Raw genomic sequence first — 21402 nt, forward strand, 5'->3', positions numbered from 1 at the left:
TGACCTTGGCTGGGGCTGAGGCATAAAAATGGTACGTGGACGCGAGATAGGCTACGATACCAATGCATCTGCGATGGAGATGGCCGAAACCATTTTCGGCGATGGCGTCACAGTTGTATCGGCATCGTACACCGGAGATAACAATTCTTCGGCAATCTATACGAACGGCGATTTGACGGGCGGTGTGGCTCCGTCGGACACAGGTGTGATCCTGTCGACCGGTTATGCCGCGTCCTTTACCACTAGCAACCGTTGGCAATCCAACACATCCACGAACACATCCGGCAACACAAACGGTGTAAATAACAACGCCGATTTTAACGAAGTCGCGGGCACGACCACTTACGACGCCAGCTGGATTGATGTGTCTTTCGTCCCTGATGGCGACGTCATGACCCTAAGCTTTGTGTTCAGTTCGGATGAATACCCTGAATACGCAGGGTCGGTGTTCAACGACGTTGTGGGCGTTTGGGTTAACGGCGAACATATTCCGATCACGGTTGGGGACGGGTCCACATCCGTTTCAAACGTAAGCGGCACCAGCCAAGAAAACCTATACGTCGACAACACCGGTGACCAATACAACACCGAAATGGACGGGTTTACGGTCACCCTGACGCTGAACATGCCCGTCAATTCGGGCGAAGTGAACACGATCCGCGTCGGTATCGCCGATGTGACCGATTACAATTACGATTCCAATGTTCTGATCGCGGCAGGTTCGGGCCAAACCTATCTGATTGCCGAACTCGACGATGAAACAATGTTCATCGACGGCAGTAAAACGTTGGATCTGCTGGCGAATGATACCAATCAAACAACCGGTACGCTGCAAATCACGCAGATCAACGGACAGAACGTCACCGTTGGCAGCACCGTCACCTTATCGACCGGCCAAGTTGTCACGCTGAATGCAGACGGAACGATCACCGTTGATGCAGATTCCGATGCCGAAGATATCGCCTTTACCTATCAGGTGTCTTCGTTCGAAAACGGGAACGAAATTGCTGTTTCGACCGGCATCGTCAATTTGGACGTCATCCCCTGTTTCGTGGCGGGAACGCGTATCGAAACCATGCGCGGCATGGTCCCCGTCGAAGATCTGGAAGCCGGTGACTGGGTCATAACATTAGACGACGGCCCACAGCCGTTGCGTTGGGTTGGCAGCCGTACGGTCCCTGCGACAGGTAATCTGGCCCCGATCATGATCGAAAAAGGCGCCTTGGGTCTTCATGAACGCCTGATGGTATCCCCACAGCACCGCGTTTTGCTAAAAGACACCAAAGCCGCCCTATTGTTTGGCGAAGACGAAGTCTTGGTCAAAGCCAAAGATCTAATCAACGATCAAACGATCCGGCCCGTTTCGGGCGGAATGGTCACCTACCACCATATCCTGTTCGATTCGCACCAAGTCGTCTTTTCCGAAGGCTTGGCCACCGAAAGCTTTCACCCCGGCCCTCAGACAAAAGATTGCTTTGAAAAAGACGTTCTGGATGAAATTTGTTCGCTGTTTCCAGAATTGTCCCCCGAAACCGGGTTGGGATACGGACCTTCGGCACGGCTATCGCTTAAATCCTACGAAGCGCAATTATTGGCAGGTGTCGCGTAATGGCGTGGATCGGCCTGCGGGATAGACACGGCATAGGCCGGTTTGCTCCGCGGGGGTTAGATGCCTCGCGTCAGGGTCCGCTAAAGCTAAAGGCCAATGCGCTGTTCACGCGCGGCACAATTGTCATCGAATGTTCGATTGATCCCGATCACGTGCGGCAAAATATGCTTCGCTATGCGGCTTCGGCCCCTTGGCATAGCTCGTTCCGCATCGCCCTAGACGATGACGGTACCGTTCATCTGATGATGTCAATGGGACCATCGACGGTTTCCTACGAACTGCCTACATCCTTGGCCACGCATAAAGGCACGGCGACGATCTGGTATACGTGGGACAGTCAAAACCGCACGGGCATGTTGGCTGCGCGCAGCTGTGCAGGTGACGAATTTTTCACCGATCTACAGGGGCCTATGCCGCTATCCCTACTGGATTCGGATCGTATGTTTACCCAATCCGCGCATACGCGACTGGGACCAACCACGCAGTTTTTTGCGATGGCAAACACGATCGAACCCGTCGGATTGCCTGCGAGTTTATCTGGTGATGCCGTCGTCGAAACAACCACCGGCCGCCAAAAGGTCAAAGACATCAAACCCGGCACGTCACTTCACACAGCAAATGGCGGCAGGGCGCAGGTCATTTATGTGGTCGAACAAACACTGCCCGCCCGCGGACGGTTCGCGCCACGGATCATTCGCGCGCCCTATTATGGGGCTACGACGGATATCGGTTTTGGTGCGACGCAGCAGATCGAATTGGCTGGGTCAAAAATCGAATACCTATTCAACCAAGAACACGTTCTGGCGGAAATCGGTCATCTGGTAGACGACAGCGAAATCATTATCGACAAACGCAATGACGTGGTGACCTATTACCACTTGCTGCTAGATCACCATGATGTGATATCCCTGTCCGGAGTGCGCGCGCCGACGCTAAACCCCGCCCCTTTCCATGCGAACCCTGCCGTCATTCGTGCTGGAATCTTGCGCGATGTGCCGATCGAACTGGTGCCACATGCGACAAGTTTGGACACCCCGCAGCTGCGCGATTTCGAAGCATTGCTTATTCCACTAAGGTGACTTTGTTGCGTGTCGCCTAAAAGACAGGTATCCCAATACCCAAGGATATCGGGGACACAAATATGAAACTACTACGCGGCATCTTTGTGCTGTTCGGTTTGCTGTGCCATCCGGCATTTGCCGAAACCTTGACGGTCACAACCGTCACGCGCCCACCTTTTTCCATGCCAGACACCGATGGCGGCGACACTGGGTTTTCCATCGACCTTTGGAATGCGATTGCGACCGAATTGGGCGATGAAACCGAATTCCGCCGTGTCGACAGTTTTGGTGAAATGTTGTCCCTGGTCGAAAATGGCGAAGTCGATGCAGCCATCGCCAATATTTCGATCACTGCATCACGCGAAGAGGTCATGGATTTTTCCCAACCTGTTTTCGAATCTGGATTGCGGATTTTGGCCCCGATTGACGGCAGCGCCGGATCGGTTTGGTCGGCCATTTTTTCCCGTGATGTGATGATCGCAGTTGCCGCCGCAATTGGTCTTTTGTTCGGTGGCGGGGCCGTCATGTGGTTGCTGGAACGCAAAGCCCAACCCTATTTTCATGGCACTTTCAAAGAAGCGGCCTTTCCATCCTTTTGGTGGGCGCTGAATCTGGTCGTCAATGGCGGTTTCGAAGAACGGATGCCCCGAACCATTTTGGGCCGCATGTTTGCCGTTGTGCTGGTGGTGTCGTCTTTGTTCATCGTGTCGATTTTCGTGGCGCAAATCACGACCGTCATGACAGTCGAAGCGATCCAATCAAAAATCACAGGCGTGAATGACTTGTACGAAAAACGCGTCGGCACGATCCAAGGATCGACAGCAGACCAATTTTTGGACCGCCGCGAAGTAACCGCAATTCGCTACGATCAACTGGAATCGATGTATGCAGCGCTTGAAAACGGCGAACTGGATGCGGTGGTTTTCGATGCGCCTATTCTGGCTTGGTACGCTCAGACACGCGGTGCAGGTCAATTCAAATTGGTTGGAAACAATCTGGTGCCCGAAAACTATGGCATCATCTTGCCATCGGGCAGCGAATTGCGTGAACAAATCAACCGCAGCTTGCTAACCCTGCGCGAAAACGGCACCTATGATGCCATTTATCGCGACTGGTTCGGAGCGCGATAACGCGCTCAGGCGTTTGGCACTTCGCCTTCGATATCACGCAAATTTTCGTCACCGAAAAACGGCGTCATCTGTGCAACGATGACGCTGTTTTCTGCTAGCGCACGTTCCATCAATTCACGTTCGTCATCGTCAATATCATGTCCCGCTGCCTCGCGGTCGGACAGGTTACCATAGCCGGTCACATCCAGCGGACTCAGATCAGCTTGTTTAAGAATTGCAACGGTTTCGCGGACAGCTTCAGCCTCGTCCACGCCGCTTGAGTAACACATCAGCGCGGCGCCTGTGCTGCCCTCTGGCAAACCATCGCCATCCTTGCGGCCGACCTGCACGACCAATGTGTAGACCTGTTGTTTGCTGTCTTTTTTCGCCATGGTCATTTCCTTGCCCTGCGACCGCTTAGTGCGGTGTAAACTTTCGACACCCTATACGAATGCGACCACGGCTTTGCACTTTTGGGCAATCGCCTTTGCCGTGTCTTTCAACGTAAAGTTAAGGGGTCGAGGCGTGATGCTCTCCATTCTTGGTTGTTATTATCAGAATGGGTCCCCATAACGTCGCTTCAGTCTTTCAGCGGTCACGGACACACTTCCGTCCATCCGTGACCTACTTATTCCCCCGCAGGTTCCCCAAAAACCTGCGGGTTTTTTTTGCTTAGTCGCGCAGCAGTTCGTTGATGCCGGTTTTCGAACGGGTTTTTTCGTCAACGCGTTTCACGATAACTGCGCAGTACAGATTGATACCGTTCTTCGATGGCATCGAACCGGATACCACGACCGAATATGGTGGAACTTCGCCATACATGACTTCGCCGGTTTCGCGGTCAACGATTTTGGTCGACTGGCCGATGTAAACGCCCATGCCCAGAACCGAACCTTCGCGAACGATACAGCCTTCGACGACTTCGGAACGCGCGCCGATGAAACAGTTGTCTTCGATGATGGTTGGGCCAGCCTGCATTGGTTCCAGAACGCCGCCGATGCCAACGCCGCCCGACAGGTGAACGTTTTTACCGATTTGCGCACAGGACCCAACGGTCGCCCACGTATCAACCATGGTGCCTTCGTCAACGAATGCGCCCAGGTTCACAAAGGATGGCATCAGAACCACGCCTTTGCCGATGAACGCGGATTTGCGCACAACAGCGTTAGGAACAGCGCGGAAACCTGCGGTTTTGAATTCCTCAGCGCCCCAGCCTTTGAATTTGCTGTCGACTTTGTCCCACCAGTTGTGACCTTGCGGGCCGCCTTCTTGCAGTTCCATGTCTTTGATGCGGAAACCCAGTAGGACGGCTTTCTTTGCCCACTGGTTTACGTGCCAATCGCCGTTTTCCAGTTTTTCAGCAACGCGCAGGGCGCCGCTGTCCAGCGCATTCAGCGTATCTTCGATCGCTTCGCGCTGTTCGCCAGTGGTGGCTGGGGTGATGGTGTCGCGGGCTTCCCACGCGGATTCGATTGCGGCTTCTAGCTGAGCGTTCGACATGTGGCCTCTTGGTGTTATCTGTGCTTTGTAGACGGTTGCGGGGATATAAACTGTTTCCCCATCAAAGAGCAACAAACGGGACGAGTAGATGACCGAAGACCACCGCCGCCACCCCCTACGCAACAGCGGACAAGACCGCAAAGCCGTGGTGGATGTGCCCGACACAGCGCAAACGCGGTCGCCGACGTACCGTTTGGCCTTTGCCGATAATGATTTTCTGTGCCGCGAAGAATTGCGCCCCGTGCGGTTGCAGCTGGAACTGCTGAAACCCGAATTGGACATGGACGACGCAGGCATCGACAGCACCATCGTCATGTTCGGCGGCGCGCGCATTCCTGCACCCGATAAAAAAGACACCGCTCGTACCAAGACTTTGGCGGATTTGTCGGCGTTCTATGACGAAGCCCGCACCTTTGCCCGCATCATGACCGAAGAATCGTTGAAAACCGGCGGACGTGAAAACGTGATCGTCACCGGCGGCGGTCCCGGCGTGATGGAAGCAGGCAACCGCGGCGCCGTGGACGCAGGCGGCAAATCCATCGGCCTGAACATCGTTCTACCGCATGAACAGGCGCCAAACGAATACGTGACACCAGAGCTGTGTTTCAATTTCCACTACTTTGCGATCCGCAAAATGCATTTCCTAATGCGCGCCAAAGCGATCTGTGTGTTCCCAGGCGGTTTCGGCACATTGGATGAAATGTTCGAAGCCCTGACCCTGATTCAGACGGGCCGCATGGAACAAGTGCCGTTCCTACTGTTCGGCAAAGAATTTTGGCAGAAAATCGTGAACTGGGACGCACTGTCCGACGCGGGCACGATTTCCCCCGAAGATCTGGACCTGTTCCGATTCGTGGATACCGCCGAAGAGGCCATCGACGCATTGAAAAACTGGGCTCACGCTGGCGAAACCCGCGACGCTATTCCGGGTCGCTGATGCGCATTGTTGTGATGGGCGTTTCAGGGTCGGGCAAATCGACCTTGGGCGCGGCGATGGCGGATGCCCTAGGGGCGGTCTTTGTCGAAGGCGATGGGCTGCATCCGCCAGAGAACGTTGCGCATATGGCTGCTGGGAAACCGTTGGACGACGATATGCGTTGGCCATGGTTGCAGGCCTGCGGGGCAGAGTTGGCTGGAAACGACCCGATCGTTCTGGCCTGTTCGGCGCTGAAACGCGGCTATCGCAACCTGCTGCGCGTCTATGCGCCCGATGTGGTGTTTGTGTATCCCAAAGTGGACGCCGAAACGATCCGCGCGCGGATGGCGGCACGCACAGATCACTATATGCCGACCAGCCTACTCGACAGCCAATTGGCCACGCTGGAAGAGCCCGAAAAAGAAGAGGCGCCCATTGTCGTGGACGCCTCTGGATCTATCGAAGAGATGGTAAAATCAGCGCTGTATCAGCTTTGAATACCAGCCTCTGCCGCGATCTGGGCGCGCGATTTGCGTGCGCGTTCGGTCGCGGATTTCAACTGACCACAAGCGGCCATGATGTCTTCTCCGCGCGGGGTGCGGATCGGCGAGGCATAGCCTGCCTGCATCAGGATCGTCGCAAAGGCGCGGATACGGTTGTTCGACGAACGCTGGTACGGCGCACCTGGCCATTCGTTGAATGGAATCAGGTTCACCTTGGCCGGAATGCCGTCCAGCAATTTGACCAAGCGGCGCGCGTCTTCGTCCGTGTCATTCACGTCCTTTAGCATCACATATTCAAAGGTGATCCGTTCAGAATTCGTCGCCTTTGGATATTCACGCAGTGCCTCTAGCAGTTTTTCGATGTTCCATTTTTTGTTCACTGGAACCAGAACATCGCGCACTTCGTCGGTGGTGGCGTGGAAAGACACGGCCAGCAGACAACCGATTTCTTCGGCGGTGCGGGCGATTTCAGGCACAACGCCCGAGGTTGACAGCGTGATACGGCGGCGGCCCAAGGCGATACCTTCGCCGTCCATCGCGATTTTCATCGCGTCGCGCACGTTTTCGAAATTATACAGCGGTTCGCCCATGCCCATCAGAACGATGTTCGACAGCAAACGGGGGCCATCGTCGCCCGTACCTGTGCCTGGTTCTGGCCATTCGTCCAGATCGTCGCGCGCCAGCATGATCTGACCCACGATTTCCGCCGCGGTCAGGTTGCGCACCAATTTCTGGGTGCCGGTGTGGCAGAACGAACAGGTCAGTGTACAGCCCACCTGCGACGACACACATAGGGTGCCGCGGCCTTCTTCGGGGATGTAGACGATTTCAACTTCGTGGCCGCCTGCGATGCGGACCAGATATTTGCGTGTGCCGTCTTCGGACACCAGTTTGGTGACCAGTTCAGGGCGTTCGATCACAAAGTTTTCCGACAGCATTTTGCGGAAATCTTTGGATAGGTTGGTCATCACATCAAATTCGGTTACGCCCCAGTGATAGACCCACTGCCACAGCTGATTGACGCGCATTTTCAGCTGTTTTTCAGGCGTGCCTGCTTCGGCCAAAGCCTCGCGCATTTGGTCACGGGTCATACCGGCCAAATTTTTCGCGCCATCTGCCGCTTTGCGCGGGATGGTCATAACGTCTTGGGTAATCGGAGCGGTGGCAGTCATGGCGGCCTCGAATTTTCGGATAAGCGGTGCTCATATAGGATTCGAGGCAGAATTCAAAAGAATTCCGCCCCAATGTATTCAAAACGGCGCGACTGGCGCCTGTCTTAGCCTGCGCAGCGGCGCTGTGCCTCGTCCAAGGACGCGGTAAAGCCCAGCAGCGAAAATGTATCGCGGGTCACGGTGCCGCGTGACGAACGTGCGGTCAGGGTCGCGTTTGCGCCTGCTTTCATCGCGGCCACAATAGATGCATCTGCTGCGGCATCAGCAGGCCACGCATATTCATCCTGAACATACAGGTCGAAATTGGTACCGCCGATTTCCAGATTTACGGTGCTATCAGACGCGAACGGATATCCGCCGGTGAAAGCCACCTGACCCGCAACACCCGATGCAGGGCGGAAGAAAACATACAACAGAATGTCACCGCGACGCACAGCAACCACGTTGCCATCGCGGGTGTTTACCGTTTCCTTCGGAGCCGAAACGATCCAGCACTCGCGCGGGTCGGTGCCTTCGAAAACGCTCCAGTCAGTGTTTGCAGCTACGCGGTTGTTCGAATCTTGGGCGGCAGCAACCGTTGCTGTTCCCAGCGCCAAAACCAAACCCACGCTACGCATCAAAGACGAAATCATGTCTGCAGCCTCCAAGCTGTCTTTTGCCTCTTTGCCCCTAACGCTCTGACGGCGATATTCGAGGCGGATGTACCCGATAAAGTAGCCATAACAATAAACGGCTAGTTTGGGAAACACCAAATAACTTGGGCGTTATGTGCGGTTTTTCGCCAAAATCAGGCGACCGCGTCCCAGATCAATTTGATCGCCATCGCGGTCGACGCAACAACCAGCACCGGTTTGATGCCTTTGGACCCGACCCGCATGGCCAATCGCGACCCCAGATAAGCGCCCAGCATTTGCCCCGCGCCCATGCACAGCCCCGTGATCCACAGCGGTTTCGCCACCAGCGCAAAGGCCAGCGTTGCCCCCACGTTCGAGGCAAAGTTCAACAGTTTCGTATGCGCCGTCGCCTTTAGCACGCCGTAACCCGCCAATGCCACGAATCCGACCATGAAAAACGCGCCCGTGCCTGGCCCCAGGAGCCCGTCATAGAACCCGATCAGCGGCACAAAGGTCAGGATAAACACGCCCATCGTGATGCGCTGCTGTCGGTCGATGTCGTTCAGGCCGGGGCGGAATGCGAAAAACATGGCCACCGCGATCAACAGAACAGGCAGGCCCAGACGGATGACGTCGGTCGGTAGGTGGCTGGCCAACAGCGCCCCCGCGATCGACGCGGCAAAGGACATGAGCGCAGCAGGCATTTGTTTTTTCAGATCAACATGGCCGTGCCGCGCATAACTGAACGCGGCCATGCCTGCGCCGAACAGGCCCTGCACTTTGTTCGTGGCCAATGCGGCGACGGGCGGGATGCCTGCGATCATCAGGGCAGGCACGGTGATCAAACCGCCGCCGCCCGCGATGGAATCGACAAAACCCGCGATCACAGCCGCACTGGTCAGAAGAATCAGAACCTCGACCGAAACTTCGATCATTTAGGACACGAAATCTTCGCGCGCGTAGCCCTGAAGGAACAAGAGCGCCGACAGATCACAGTGGTTGACGCGGATATCGCATTCCGCCTGAACGCTGGGTTTGGCGTGCAGCGCAACGCCCGCGCCCGCGCGGCCCAGCATCCCCAGATCGTTCGCGCCATCGCCAACGGCGATCACATCGGATTCAGAAATGCCCAGTTCTGCGGTGATTTCTTCCAGCGCCTGAACTTTGGCTTCGCGGCCCAGAATTGGATATCCAACCTTGCCCGTCAGTTTGCCGTTTTCAGCGATCAGAGTGTTCGCGCGGTTGGTGTCAAAGCCCAATTCCGATGCGATGCGCGCGGTAAAGGCAGTAAATCCGCCCGATACCAGCGCCGCATAGCCGCCGTTGGCTTTCATCGTTTGAACCAATTCGCGGCCACCCGGCATGTGGGTGATGCGTTCGTTCAGAACCTTTTCGATGACCGATTCATCCAGCCCCGCCAGCAGACCAACGCGTTCTTCCAATGCGCCGTTGAAATCCAATTCGCCGTTCATCGCGCGTTTGGTGATGTCGGCAACGCGTTCGCCAACGCCTGCCTCTGCTGCCAGTTCGTCGATGCATTCTTGTTGGATCATCGTGCTGTCCATATCGGCCAGCAGCATCTTTTTGCGGCGGTTCGCAGATGGCTGGATCACCAGATCAATCTTTTGCGCCTGCAGGTCGTTCCAGACATCCCAGAAATTCGACGGTTTGGTCTGCACTTCGAATTCGGCGGCCTCTCCTGTCGACAAAACGGTCGCGTCGCCGCCACCCCATGCATTGCGCAGCGCATCAACCATGGCTGATTCTAGGGTTGGGTTCGATGCGGCGGTCAAAAGGCTGACGGTGAACATTGTCGGCTCCGGAATTTGTGCGGTTTCGCCCCGTTTCGCACATCGCGTTACCCCTGCCAAGCGCCCTGATGTTTCCGATAGTGGTCACCGCAGGTTCAAATGCGACACCTTGTCGGGTTTTGACGTCATTTTCCCTATTGCAGGCGCAGCATCTGGGCCTTATGTCCGGCCGTGGGACACCCTACCCCAACGTAGGGCATATATCTGAGAGGGTAACACCTATGGCTATCGAAGCTCCGGCAACGCGTCCGGCCAATCCGCGTTTTTCTTCTGGCCCATGCGCCAAAATCCCCACCTTTTCGTTGGACAAGCTTGCTGATGCGCCTTTGGGCCGCTCGCACCGCGCAGCTATCGGCAAAGAAAAGCTGAAAGCAGCCATCGAAAACACCCGTGAAATTCTGGGCATCCCTGCTGACTACCACATCGGCATCGTTCCTGCGTCCGACACCGGCGCGGTTGAAATGGCTATGTGGTCGCTGCTGGGCGAACGTCCTGCTGAAATGGTCGCTTGGGAATCCTTTGGCGCTGGCTGGGTCACCGACGTTGTGAAACAGCTGAAAATCGAAGCCAACGTTCACACCGCTGAATACGGCGAAATCGTTGATTTCACCAAAGTGAACTTTGACAACGACGTTGTGTTCACATGGAACGGCACCACGTCGGGCGTTCGCGTCCCGAACGGCGATTTCATCCCTGCAGACCGCGCTGGTCTGACCATCTGTGATGCGACCTCGGCCGCATTCGCACAGGATCTGGCTTGGGACAAACTGGATGTCGTAACCTTCTCTTGGCAGAAAGTTATGGGCGGCGAAGCAGCACACGGTATGCTGATCCTGTCCCCACGCGCTGTTGAGCGTCTGGAAAACTACACCCCAGCATGGCCACTGCCGAAAATTTTCCGCCTGACCAAAGGCGGCAAACTGATCGACGGTATCTTCCGTGGTGAAACCATCAACACGCCATCCATGCTGGCGGTTGAGGATTATCTGGTCGCTCTGGACTGGGCCAAAGAAGTCGGCGGCCTGCAAGGTCTGTTCGCACGTGCGAATGCCAACGCTCAGGCAATTTTCGATTTCTGCGAAACCCGCGACTGGATCGAAAACCTGGCTGTTGACCCAGCGACCCGTTCGAACACTTCGGTTTGCCTGAAATTCACCGACGACCGCATCAAAGACGGCGCTGTATTCGCCAAAGCTGTTGCAAAACGTCTGGAAAAAGAAGGCATCGCACTGGACATCGGCGCATACCGCGACGCGCCAGCAGGTCTGCGCATCTGGGCTGGTGCAACGGTTGAAACCGCTGACATCAACGCAATGCTGCCTTGGCTGGAATACGCGTTCAACGCTGAAATCGAAGCGCAAGCCTAATCGATCTTATTTCGGGCGCGGGCCCATCCCCGCGCCTATTCCCCCTATCCTTATCTACTGTGGAAGGAGCCCATCATGGCCCCCAAAGTTCTGATTTCCGATAAACTGTCCGACGCAGCTGTTCAGATCTTCAAAGATCGCGGCGTTGAGGTAGATTTCCGCCCCGAGCTGGGCAAAGACAAAGACGCTCTGCTGGCTGTTATCGACCAGTACGACGGTCTTGCGATCCGTTCGGCAACCAAAGCGACCGACAAAATCATCGCTGCTGCGACCAACCTAAAAGTCATCGGCCGCGCTGGTATCGGCACCGACAACATCGACAAAGAAGCCGCTTCGAAAAAGGGCGTCATTGTCATGAACACCCCGTTCGGCAACATGATCACCACCGCCGAACACGCAATCGCAATGATGTTTGCTGTTGCACGTCAAATCCCAGAAGCGTCGGCATCGACCCACGCTGGCAAATGGGAAAAGTCGAAGTTCATGGGCGTTGAACTGACCGGCAAAACGCTGGGCGTTATCGGTGCAGGTAACATCGGTTCGATCGTGATCGACCGCGCACAGGGCCTGAAAATGAAGGTCGTTGCATACGATCCATTCCTGTCCGAAGAACGCGCAGACAAAATCGGCGTTGAAAAAGTCGAGCTGGAAGAGCTGCTGACCCGCGCTGATTTCATCACGCTGCACGTTCCGCTGACCGATTCCACCCGCAACATCCTGTCGGCTGAAAACATCGCGAAAACCAAAAAAGGCGTTCGCATCATCAACTGTGCACGCGGCGGTCTGGTAGACGAAGCTGCACTGGCCGAAGCCCTGAAATCGGGCCACGTTGCCGGCGCTGCATTCGACGTATTCTCGGAAGAGCCAGCAACCGAAAACCCACTGTTCAACCTGCCGAACGTTGTTTGTACCCCACACTTGGGCGCAGCAACCACCGAAGCACAGGAAAACGTTGCTCTGCAAGTTGCAGAACAGATGGCTGACTACCTGCTGACCGGCGCTGTTTCGAACGCATTGAACACCCCATCCGTGACCGCAGAAGAAGCCAAAGTCATGGGCCCATGGGTGAAACTGTCGACTCACTTGGGTAACTTTATCGGTCAGATGACCGACGAGCCGATCAAAGCGATCAACATCCTGTACGATGGTGAAGTTCAGGACATGAACCTGGCTGCTCTGACCTCGGCTGTGGTTGCTGGCATCATGAAAAAGGGCAACCCTGACGTGAACGTCGTTTCCGCACCAGTGATCGCAAAAGAACGCGGTGTGAAAATCTCGACCACGACTCAGGACCAGTCGGGCGCATTCGAAGGCTACATCAAAGTGACCGTTGTCACCGAAGCCAAAGAACGTTCGGTTGCAGGCACCGTATTCTCGGACGGCAAACCACGTTTCATCCAGATCAAAGGCATCAACGTGGACGCCGAAGTTGGCGAAAACATGCTGTACACCACGAACGAAGACGTACCAGGCATCATCGGTACCTTGGGTTCGGTTCTGGGCGACAATGGCGTGAACATCGCAAACTTCACCTTGGGCCGTTCCGAAGCACGCGGCGAAGCCATCGCTTTGCTGTATGTTGACGATGCGCTGAACGACGCGACACTGGACGCGCTGGCAGCGACCGGCAAATTCAAACAGGTCAAACCACTGACCTTTGATATTGCCTAAGGCACACAGGTTCAGATGAATTCAAGGGGGCGGTTTTCCGCCCCCTTTTGTTTTACCCCGTGACAGGGGACACTATCGACTTAGGTTCAGACCAAAGACATTTGAAAGACCCATATGATTTACGCGATTGGCGACATCCACGGCCAAATTGAACAGATGGATAAAGCCTTGGCCATGATCGACGCAGACGGCGGGCCCGATGCCCATATTGTTTTTCTGGGCGATTACACCGACCGCGGCCCTGATAGCCGCGCGGTTGTGCAAAAACTGATTGATGGCGTCGCTGCGGGCAAAAATTGGACCGTTTTGCGCGGCAACCACGACCGCATGTTTGTGCTCTATGTGACCCAAGGCATCGAACATGACGAACGCATCCTGTCTGGCAAAGGGTGGCTGAACCCGTCGCTGGGCGGACGCGAAACGCTGGCATCTTATGGCGTTGATCCTGATGCGGCGGATGTATTGGAACAGGCGCGCGCCGCCGTTCCCGCAGAACATATGGAGTTTCTGTCGTCCCGCGATCTGTGGTTTGAAACCGATGATCTGCTGTTTGTGCACGCGGGCATCAAACCCAACGTCGCCATGCAAGATCAGGACGAAGACGACTTGATCTGGATCCGTGACGGGTATCTGGATTACACCGATCCACACTTTAAACTGATCGTTCATGGGCATACCGCGCTGGACCATCCCACCCATTTCGGCAACCGCATCGATTTGGACGCAGGCGCAGGCTATGGCCGCCCCATCGTTCCTGCGGTATTCAGTGGCAAAGACTGCTATATCCTGACCGAAACCGGACGACAGGCGCTATTGCCCACGTCCTAAGGGGCGCATAATGCCGATTGAGTTCACATCGCTAACCGATCTGATGTCGCACGGGTTTGATACCGTGATCGACGTCAGGTCGCCCGCTGAATACGCCGAAGACCACGTACCAGACGCGATCAGCCTACCCGCCATGTCGAACGAAGAACGCGCCAAGGTCGGCACAATCTACAAACAGGTCAGCCCCTTTGACGCCCGCAAAATCGGCGCGGCGATTGTGTCGCGCAATGTGGCGCATCTTCTGGAAACGGCGCTCGCTGAGAAAGACGGCAGTTGGAAACCTTTGGTCTATTGCTGGCGCGGTGGGCAGCGTTCTGGATCGGTCGCGATCATCCTGAAACAAATTGGCTGGCGCGCGGATACCATCGCAGGCGGATATCGCACCTATCGACGGTTTGTGTTTGAGGACCTGCACGAAAAACCGCTGCTGCATCGCGTTGTTCTGTTGGACGGCAACACGGGCACCGCGAAAACAGATATCCTGCAACGACTGCCAGACCACGGCATTCAAATTCTGGACCTAGAGGCCGCAGCGCACCATCGCGGGTCCATGTTAGGCGGCATGGCAGGCGGTCAGCCCGATCAAAAGGCGTTTGAATCGACGATTGCCTGCGCGTTGGCCCGCATGGACCCCACCCGACCTGTGGTGATCGAAGCAGAAAGCAGCAAGATCGGCAAAATCAACGTCCCGCCCAGCCTGTGGTCCGCCATGTGCGCCGCGCCGCGCGTGGATATCAGTGTGCCACTGGACGAACGGGCGCGCTATCTGGCGGCGACCTATAGCGATCTATCAAATGACACAGACCGCCTGATGGCGCGGCTACAGCCTCTGCGCCAACACCGCAGCCACGCGACCGTAGACAAATGGGAACAACTGTTCGCGGATGGCGACATGCACGGATTTGCCGCCGCACTGATGCAGGACCATTACGATCCGTCCTACGCCAAATCCCGCGCAGTTCACACGCCAACAGTTTTGCATACGATTGAACCTGCGGACCTGACCGATACAGGTCAGGCCGCTGCGGCGGCGCAACTGGCGGACATCATCAAATCACTTTGATCCCCGGGGTTTCCGTGAAATGCCCGATGATCGATGCGTGGTGCCCGCATAGCCACAGTTTTTTCTGAATCTCTTCGGCCTGATCGGCGCGAACGGCGGCCATCAAACCGCCAGCTGTTTGCGGATCAAACAGCAGATCGAAAACAGGGCCTTGTTTGCCGAAAATAGACTCTACGCTGGCCCGATTTTCATTCCACAGGCTGGAACGAATACCGTTTTCCGCCAGCGCATAAGCGCCATTTAGCAGTGGAATAGAGTCTGTTTTCAGTTCAGCACCGACACCTGAATGATCGCACATGCCCGATAGATGCCCAGCGATGCCAAAGCCCGTCAAATCTGTCATAGCGCGGGCGTGATCACGCAATATGCGCGATGCCATGCCTTGGGGTTCGATCATTTGTGACAGGGCTGCGGTCACATCGGCTCCGCGTGCTTGGCGCTGCATGTCCGCTGCCATAATCACGCCAGTCCCGATAGGTTTGGTCAAAATGATCGCATCGCCCGCTTGTGCGCCTTGCAATGTGATCGGGGTGCTGTCGCACAATCCGGTCACGGTAAAACCAATGGTCAACTCTGCCCCCACAGAGCTGTGACCGCCGATGATTTCTGCGCCCGCGGCTTTGGCGATCGTAGAGGCCCCAGCGACGATTTCGGATAACATGCGTTGCTGCAATTCGGGTGACCGTCGCGGCAGGATCACCGTCATGGTCATCGCCTGCGGATCGCCCCCCATGGCCCAAACATCCCCTAACGCATGAACAGCAGCGATCCGCGCCATGTCATAAGGGTCTTCGATGAAACTGCGCAAATGATCTGTGCTAATGACCTGAGTCGTATTGTCGACCCTGATCACAGCAGCATCGTCGCCCGACAGAAACGATACGTCATCGCGGGTCGGCGCGGGCAGCGCCGTTAGCGCATCCCCCAATGCTGCGCGGCCAACTTTGGATCCGCATCCCCCGCACATCGGTTGATCACCCAGCGCTTCGGCCACGCCCTGCGCGGCGTTTCGCGGTATTTTTGGAGCCGCCATAAGGGGCAGTTCATAAAACTTGCGCATGAAAGACAGATCGATGTGGTTTTTCCATTTCCACACCCAGCCGCCTTTGATGATCCGCCCGAATTTTTCGCCCAGCGCGGCTTTGTCCCCCAATGAAATCAGTTTGAGGTAATCCTTTTGCGGATTGAACGATTTCATCTGCGGCGACAGCGTATTCCCGCGCAGCGCGACCGAAAGGTTATGATATAAGATCGGTGCAGCACGCACCGCGAAAACCCCTGCTTTGGGCCGTGGATCATAGACCAGATTGGCGCAATCACCCACGGCAAAGACATTCAAATCACTGGTTTGCAGGGTTTCGGAAACCGTCAGATATCCGTCCTGATGCTCCAACCCAGTGGTCGACAGCCACCCATGCGCACGCGCCCCTGCAACGCCAACAACAAAATCCGCCTCGATCTGATCACCATTTTCCAGTTCGACGCCGTTTTCATGCACAGACCGCACCGACGCGTTGTCAAACAACTGGATACCTAGATCGGTCAATTCGCGGCGCAAAATACCGCCAGGCTTTTCATCAAATTCGCCTGCGATATCGCTACGATCAATGATCGACACAGTCGCATCTTTACCGCGAAGCGCATGGGCCATTGCCATAGACAATTCGATCCCGCCAACGCCGCCGCCTATAACGGCAACTTTGGGGTTTGATGCTGTGCTACGATAAGCATCCCATCGCTGGGCAAAGGTCGCCAGCGGTTTGGCCGGCACCGCGAATTTGGCGAAACCGTCAATGTCGGGCATATCTGTTGTGATCCCGATATCGATCGACGCAATATCATAATTGATCGGCGGGCGCCCCTCGATCGCGATTTTTCGCGCTTCGATGTCGATGCTGGTCGCTTTGGCCATAATGATCCGCGCGCCCGCAAAACGGGCCAGTTTCACCAGATCAATGTCCAGATCATCTCGTGTGTAATGGCCCGCAACGAACCCCGGCAACATCCCTGTGTATGGCGCGGTTGGACCGGGGTTTATGACCGTGACACGTACGCCCGGCACTGGCTTCATGCCCCACATACGCAAAACCAAAGCATGTGCGTGTCCGCCGCCAATCAAAACCAAATCGCGTGTCAGGGGAATATCGTTTTGCATCAATGCGACTTTCTAATCGTAACCTGTCATTTCCAGATACCCCACGCCGCCGTGTGATCCGGTCACCGTGACGGGACCTTCCCAATAGGGGACAGACACAGGCAGGTAAGCATCTGGATTAATTGCGTTTACGATTACATCTACCCCTTGCAAGGGCAAGGTCACGCGCCATTCCACCGGCAAAGTTACGCCTGCGGTTTCATGCACCCTGCGCGGTTCGGCTAAAAATGCACCATTTCCATACGCTGTCACGCCCCCGTCCGCACCGATCCAACTGGCTGACGTATAGGTGTCCGTTCCGCGCAACTGAAACCCCATCAATTTGTCACCATTATCGAACGACAACGAAAACCAATCCCAACCAGACTGATCCGAGGCCAAAGGTTGAGACGACCATTCACGGTCCATCCAGGCCTGTCCGGTCACAGGAATTTCAGCGCCATCTGCGTATATCGACCCTGAAATACCAATATAAGGCTGCGAATAATAATAGGACGCCTGACCAGCGGCGGATTTCACTGAATACCCATCGTCCCCATGGAACACCAAAGGGCCATCAAATTGCAAATCTAGGTCATAGGCCCAGTCCGCGCCTTGTGCGGTCATATGGGTTTCCTTCAGTTCCCATTCGTCGATCCATACATCCAGCGCCATGTCTTTGGCACCTGCCTGACCGATCCCCGACCGACCAAACCGTTCCGCGAAATAATGATCCGTCGGAGTCGTGAGCGCCGCATGTCCCAGCCAAATCTGAGGCGCCCCCCAACCGGCCCCCATTTCAGGCTCTAACGCGTTGCGAAACACGGTCCATTGCGCGCCATATGGCGTCCCGTCAGGGCCTGTCAGGTTGGCGGTCACATACCACCATTCGATACGAAATTCCGGGTGCGCGCCATGGTCTGCGGGAAAGGTAAATTCATGCCCTGCGGTCGGCACCGCGAACCCGTCTGCCGTTTCCCCCAAACCTGCAAACCCCTGCGCGTGGCTGCAGACAGGCACGATACATAGCACGATCGCTTTAACGTTCATTTGCAAACACCTTGGTTAGGTCAGCAGGGGGCATGCGCGCGATACGTACAGCGGGCCAGGCCGCGGCAATGATCGCCGCTAAAACGGCCTGAATACCCAGCACTGCGTAATCCATTGTGAAAACCTGCATCGGCAAACGCCACCCGAATGCAGCCACATTCACAACCGCCAGCAACACCCAAGCCAAAGCCAATCCAACAGGCAGTGCGATGATCGCCGTTCCAACGGCCAAAATCACCGCACGGGCCAATTCGATCCAGCCCAATTGACGCCTGTCCAATCCGATGGCCCAAACGGGTGCCAATTGCGGCAACCTCATCCCCGCCAATGTCAGCAATGACATCAACATCGCAAAGCCTGCGACGCCCAGCGTTAGAACATTCAGCGATGCAGTCACGGTAAATGTCCTTTCGAAAATCTCCATGGAATAGGCCTTCAACGCGTTTTGATCGATGACGTCTTGGCCCGACAAACCGAATTCCTGTCGGGCTGCGGCCATAAAATCAGTGGCTTGTTCCGGCGCGATACGGATACCGAACGACGTTGCCGCGCTGTTGGGATAGGCCTGCAAAAACAGATCGCGACCAATAATGATCTGGCCGACGGGGTTCCCGTAATCCCCATAGACGCCAACAACCGGCAACGAGGCACCAGCGACCATGATCACATCGCCGACCCTATACCCTCCACGATAGGACAACTGTTCGTTGATCGCAGCGCCATCGCCCGCGTGGATCAATGCCCAGGCATCGGGCTGTGACGTCAGAAACGCCCAATGATCGCGATAGGTCTGATGCGCAACGGGGCCATACAGCTCTGTTGGGATACCGTCGATGGTCACATCTGCCTTATCGATCGGCAGGATAGCATCGACGCGATCCGTGGCCCAATCAATGAAATCCTGACCCTGTTCAGGCGATTTAGTGTCTATGTAGACCTCGGATGCCAGCCGCTGATCCAGAAAACCCTGAAACGTATTTCGAAAAGACCCAACCATTGTCGACACGCCAATGTTTGCCGCCATGGCCAACATCAATGCCGCTAGGGCCAGCGATAAACCCGGCATTTGCTGGCGTGTATCTGCCCAAAACCATGTCGTCATGGGGCCAGACGCTGATCGTTCAGCACCCGCTAAAAACAAGGTCCAAATGACGGGGACCAATGACGCGGCGCCGATCAATAGCGCCGCCAATATCGCAAATCCCATTATCAACCCGGTCGCAAAGAACGACAGCACCCCAGCGGCCCCAATCAACCCAATGCCAAAGACGCACAGAACAACCTGCCCCCGCCCCGACTGCATCGCCCAACTGCGTGGCTGGGCAATTTTCAGGATCGGCATTCGGGCAATCGATACCAAAGCACGGATCGACGCCACCATCGCACCCACAACAGCAATGCCCAGCCCGCTGATCCACCATATGGGACGCAAAGACAGCGTTCCGCCCACCTCTGCCCCGTAAAGACCGCGCAGAGTCGCCGCAACATCAGGTAGCAAAGCAGAGGCGATAAAATACCCTAGGATCACGCCAATGGCTCCCGACACAATCGCGATCGCCAAGAGCTCTATCGCCATAACGGTGATGATCTGACCAAGCGGAGCCCCAACAGACCGCAGGGTCCGCACCAATGGCCGACGCTGTTCAAAGATCAGTCCGACAGCGCCATGCACGATAAAGATACCGACCACGAATGATAACAGCCCAAACGCGGTCAGATTTAGGTGAAAACTGTCTGTCAGCCGCCCGATATCCGTTTGATCCGCCCCTGAAATAATCATCAATTCAGGTGAAATAGACTCTATTTTTTCCCGAAACAGAGTCTGTACGGGGTTAATCACCAGATAAGAAATTCCAGCCCCGGTTAGGTCGCTGACAACGCCTATGTCACCGATGGCCGTACCGGGCGGTAGATCCGGATCAACAACGGTAGTTACGGTTTTCGACGTAATTTCTACATTTTCCGCAACCCATAACGTCGGCGTATTTGGCGTAGCAGGTTGACCGTCAATCAGTTCAAAATCGGGCATGGTCAGGACGTCGATACCCGTGACTTGGGTGCCATCCATATCTGCCACGATGACAGGGGATACCAACCAACCAGCGCGGCGCAGCGCAACAAAGGCGTCGACCGCAATCGGCCCACCATCGGATCGTTCGATCCGATCAAATCCGCCCGTCAGTTCATCTGCCGCCGCAGCATAACTTGCCCGTGCTTCGGCATTGATTGCCTGAACGCCCGACCACAGCGCAGTGGCCAAAGCCAGCCCCATAACAAGCGTAAACAACTGCAACGGCATTCGCCGCCAATGGCTAAGGACTGCGGACCAAATCGCACGCGTCATTCGACCTTCCCGTGGGTCAGATGCAGGCGACGATCCATAGACTGCGCAATTTTTTCCGAATGGGTCACCATCAGCATTGCGGTGCCTGTTTCACGAACCAATTGGTTCATGACAGTCATCACCGCATCGGCGCTGGTTTCATCCAAATTTCCTGTCGGTTCATCCGCCAATATGATCTTTGGTTTTGCGGACAAAGATCGGGCAATAGCCACCCGCTGTTGTTGGCCGCCAGACAGCTGTTCAGGGTATTTTGCCAGCTGATCGGCCAACCCTAATTCAGACGCGAGGTCCGCCGCATAGGCGCGATCATACCGCCCCGACAATCGCGCCTGAAACGCGATATTATCGCCCACAGTCAGCGACGGGATCAGGTTGAATTGTTGGAACACGATGCCCAGCGTCGACCTGCGCAATTCGGCCTGCTGTTTGTCGGACATCGCGCCAATATCGCGCCCATCGATCAACACCTGCCCGCTATCGGGGCGATCCAACCCGCCGACCAAATGCAGGATCGTGCTTTTGCCGCTGCCGGATTCCCCCGTCAGTGCCAGCGTTTCACCAGAGGCCAGATCAAACGACACGCCCTGCAAAATCTGCAACGCCTGCCCGCCCAAGGCGTATGATTTGCGCAGATCACGGACGGTCAGCAT

General features: G+C 55.8%; 19 protein-coding genes. 9 read left to right on the forward strand and 10 right to left on the reverse strand.

The features are described from left to right. Positions 1 to 28: 28 nt before the first annotated feature. The 3 genes from ACXAGA_RS04415 to ACXAGA_RS04425 all read left to right on the forward strand — a co-directional run bounded on the left by ACXAGA_RS04415 (position 29) and on the right by ACXAGA_RS04425 (position 3800). The gene (locus tag ACXAGA_RS04415) at positions 29 to 1609 is read left to right on the forward strand and encodes a Hint domain-containing protein (protein ID WP_475116310.1); all 1581 of its coding nucleotides are present in this window, start codon (positions 29 to 31) and stop codon (positions 1607 to 1609) included. Beyond that, entirely contained in the window at positions 1609 to 2688 is a 1080-nt protein-coding gene (locus ACXAGA_RS04420; RefSeq protein WP_475116311.1) for a Hint domain-containing protein, read from the forward strand. The genes ACXAGA_RS04415 and ACXAGA_RS04420 overlap by 1 nt, the downstream gene beginning before the upstream one ends. 62 nt (positions 2689 to 2750) lie before the next feature. Then, positions 2751 to 3800, forward strand: coding sequence for a transporter substrate-binding domain-containing protein (locus ACXAGA_RS04425; protein WP_475116312.1), 1050 nt, complete (start codon positions 2751 to 2753; stop codon positions 3798 to 3800). A 5-nt stretch (positions 3801 to 3805) separates the two neighbouring features. Here ACXAGA_RS04425 and ACXAGA_RS04430 read toward each other — a convergent pair whose 3' ends face one another. Further along, positions 3806 to 4177 carry a hypothetical protein gene (locus ACXAGA_RS04430; RefSeq protein WP_475116313.1) on the reverse strand — a complete coding sequence of 124 codons (372 nt, stop codon included), beginning with the start codon at positions 4175 to 4177 and terminating at the stop codon, positions 3806 to 3808. A gap of 274 nt (positions 4178 to 4451) precedes the next feature. Beyond that, the gene (gene dapD / locus ACXAGA_RS04435) at positions 4452 to 5279 is read right to left on the reverse strand and encodes a 2,3,4,5-tetrahydropyridine-2,6-dicarboxylate N-succinyltransferase (RefSeq protein WP_475116314.1); all 828 of its coding nucleotides are present in this window, start codon (positions 5277 to 5279) and stop codon (positions 4452 to 4454) included. Between the two features lie 88 nt (positions 5280 to 5367). Between dapD and ACXAGA_RS04440 the strand changes: the two genes are divergently transcribed. Together ACXAGA_RS04440 and ACXAGA_RS04445 are read left to right on the forward strand one after the other, a co-directional pair. Then, positions 5368 to 6216: an LOG family protein gene (locus tag ACXAGA_RS04440; protein WP_475116315.1), complete on the forward strand. Its 849-nt coding sequence runs from the start codon at positions 5368 to 5370 to the stop codon at positions 6214 to 6216. After that, a complete protein-coding gene (locus ACXAGA_RS04445) occupies positions 6216 to 6692 on the forward strand; it encodes a gluconokinase (protein ID WP_475116316.1) in 477 nt (158 codons plus the stop codon). Before ACXAGA_RS04440 ends, ACXAGA_RS04445 begins: the two co-directional genes overlap by 1 nt. Here ACXAGA_RS04445 and rlmN read toward each other — a convergent pair. The 4 genes from rlmN to serB form a co-directional block, all read right to left on the reverse strand. Then, complete coding sequence (gene rlmN / locus ACXAGA_RS04450; RefSeq protein ID WP_475116317.1) at positions 6683 to 7870, reverse strand: dual-specificity RNA methyltransferase RlmN; 1188 nt, start codon at positions 7868 to 7870, stop codon at positions 6683 to 6685. The two genes, ACXAGA_RS04445 and rlmN, sit on opposite strands and share 10 nt — an antisense overlap. Before the next feature lie 104 nt (positions 7871 to 7974). After that, positions 7975 to 8502: an invasion associated locus B family protein gene (locus ACXAGA_RS04455; protein WP_475116815.1), complete on the reverse strand. Its 528-nt coding sequence runs from the start codon at positions 8500 to 8502 to the stop codon at positions 7975 to 7977. Positions 8503 to 8657: 155 nt separating this feature from the next. Next, positions 8658 to 9419 carry a TSUP family transporter gene (locus ACXAGA_RS04460; RefSeq protein WP_475116318.1) on the reverse strand — a complete coding sequence of 254 codons (762 nt, stop codon included), beginning with the start codon at positions 9417 to 9419 and terminating at the stop codon, positions 8658 to 8660. After that, complete coding sequence (serB, locus tag ACXAGA_RS04465; protein ID WP_475116319.1) at positions 9420 to 10295, reverse strand: phosphoserine phosphatase SerB; 876 nt, start codon at positions 10293 to 10295, stop codon at positions 9420 to 9422. It abuts the gene before it with no gap. A 221-nt stretch (positions 10296 to 10516) separates the two neighbouring features. Here serB and ACXAGA_RS04470 point away from each other — a divergent pair, with 221 nt between their 5' ends. The 4 genes from ACXAGA_RS04470 to mnmH all read left to right on the forward strand — a co-directional run bounded on the left by ACXAGA_RS04470 (position 10517) and on the right by mnmH (position 15224). Next, a complete protein-coding gene (locus tag ACXAGA_RS04470) occupies positions 10517 to 11662 on the forward strand; it encodes a phosphoserine transaminase (protein WP_475116320.1) in 1146 nt (381 codons plus the stop codon). 75 nt (positions 11663 to 11737) lie between these two features. After that, positions 11738 to 13333 carry a phosphoglycerate dehydrogenase gene (gene serA / locus ACXAGA_RS04475; protein ID WP_475116321.1) on the forward strand — a complete coding sequence of 532 codons (1596 nt, stop codon included), beginning with the start codon at positions 11738 to 11740 and terminating at the stop codon, positions 13331 to 13333. 114 nt (positions 13334 to 13447) lie between these two features. Further along, positions 13448 to 14161 (forward strand): metallophosphoesterase family protein, encoded by a 714-nt coding sequence (locus ACXAGA_RS04480; RefSeq protein ID WP_475116322.1) that lies wholly within the window; start codon positions 13448 to 13450, stop codon positions 14159 to 14161. Positions 14162 to 14171: 10 nt separating this feature from the next. After that, a complete protein-coding gene (gene mnmH, locus ACXAGA_RS04485) occupies positions 14172 to 15224 on the forward strand; it encodes a tRNA 2-selenouridine(34) synthase MnmH (RefSeq protein ID WP_475116323.1) in 1053 nt (350 codons plus the stop codon). Here mnmH and selD read toward each other — a convergent pair. The 4 genes from selD to ACXAGA_RS04505 are packed head-to-tail and all read right to left on the reverse strand — an operon-like array spanning position 15211 to position 21402. Continuing rightward, entirely contained in the window at positions 15211 to 17379 is a 2169-nt protein-coding gene (gene selD, locus ACXAGA_RS04490) for a selenide, water dikinase SelD (protein ID WP_475116324.1), read from the reverse strand. The two genes, mnmH and selD, sit on opposite strands and share 14 nt — an antisense overlap. A gap of 12 nt (positions 17380 to 17391) precedes the next feature. After that, entirely contained in the window at positions 17392 to 18408 is a 1017-nt protein-coding gene (locus tag ACXAGA_RS04495; RefSeq protein WP_475116325.1) for a lipocalin-like domain-containing protein, read from the reverse strand. After that, positions 18398 to 20752: an FtsX-like permease family protein gene (locus ACXAGA_RS04500; RefSeq protein WP_475116326.1), complete on the reverse strand. Its 2355-nt coding sequence runs from the start codon at positions 20750 to 20752 to the stop codon at positions 18398 to 18400. Before ACXAGA_RS04500 ends, ACXAGA_RS04495 begins: the two co-directional genes overlap by 11 nt. After that, the gene (locus ACXAGA_RS04505; RefSeq protein ID WP_475116327.1) at positions 20749 to 21402 is read right to left on the reverse strand and encodes an ABC transporter ATP-binding protein; all 654 of its coding nucleotides are present in this window, start codon (positions 21400 to 21402) and stop codon (positions 20749 to 20751) included. The genes ACXAGA_RS04500 and ACXAGA_RS04505 overlap by 4 nt, the downstream gene beginning before the upstream one ends.

The sequence above is a fragment of the Marivivens sp. ABH4_498 genome, assembly GCF_056160585.1.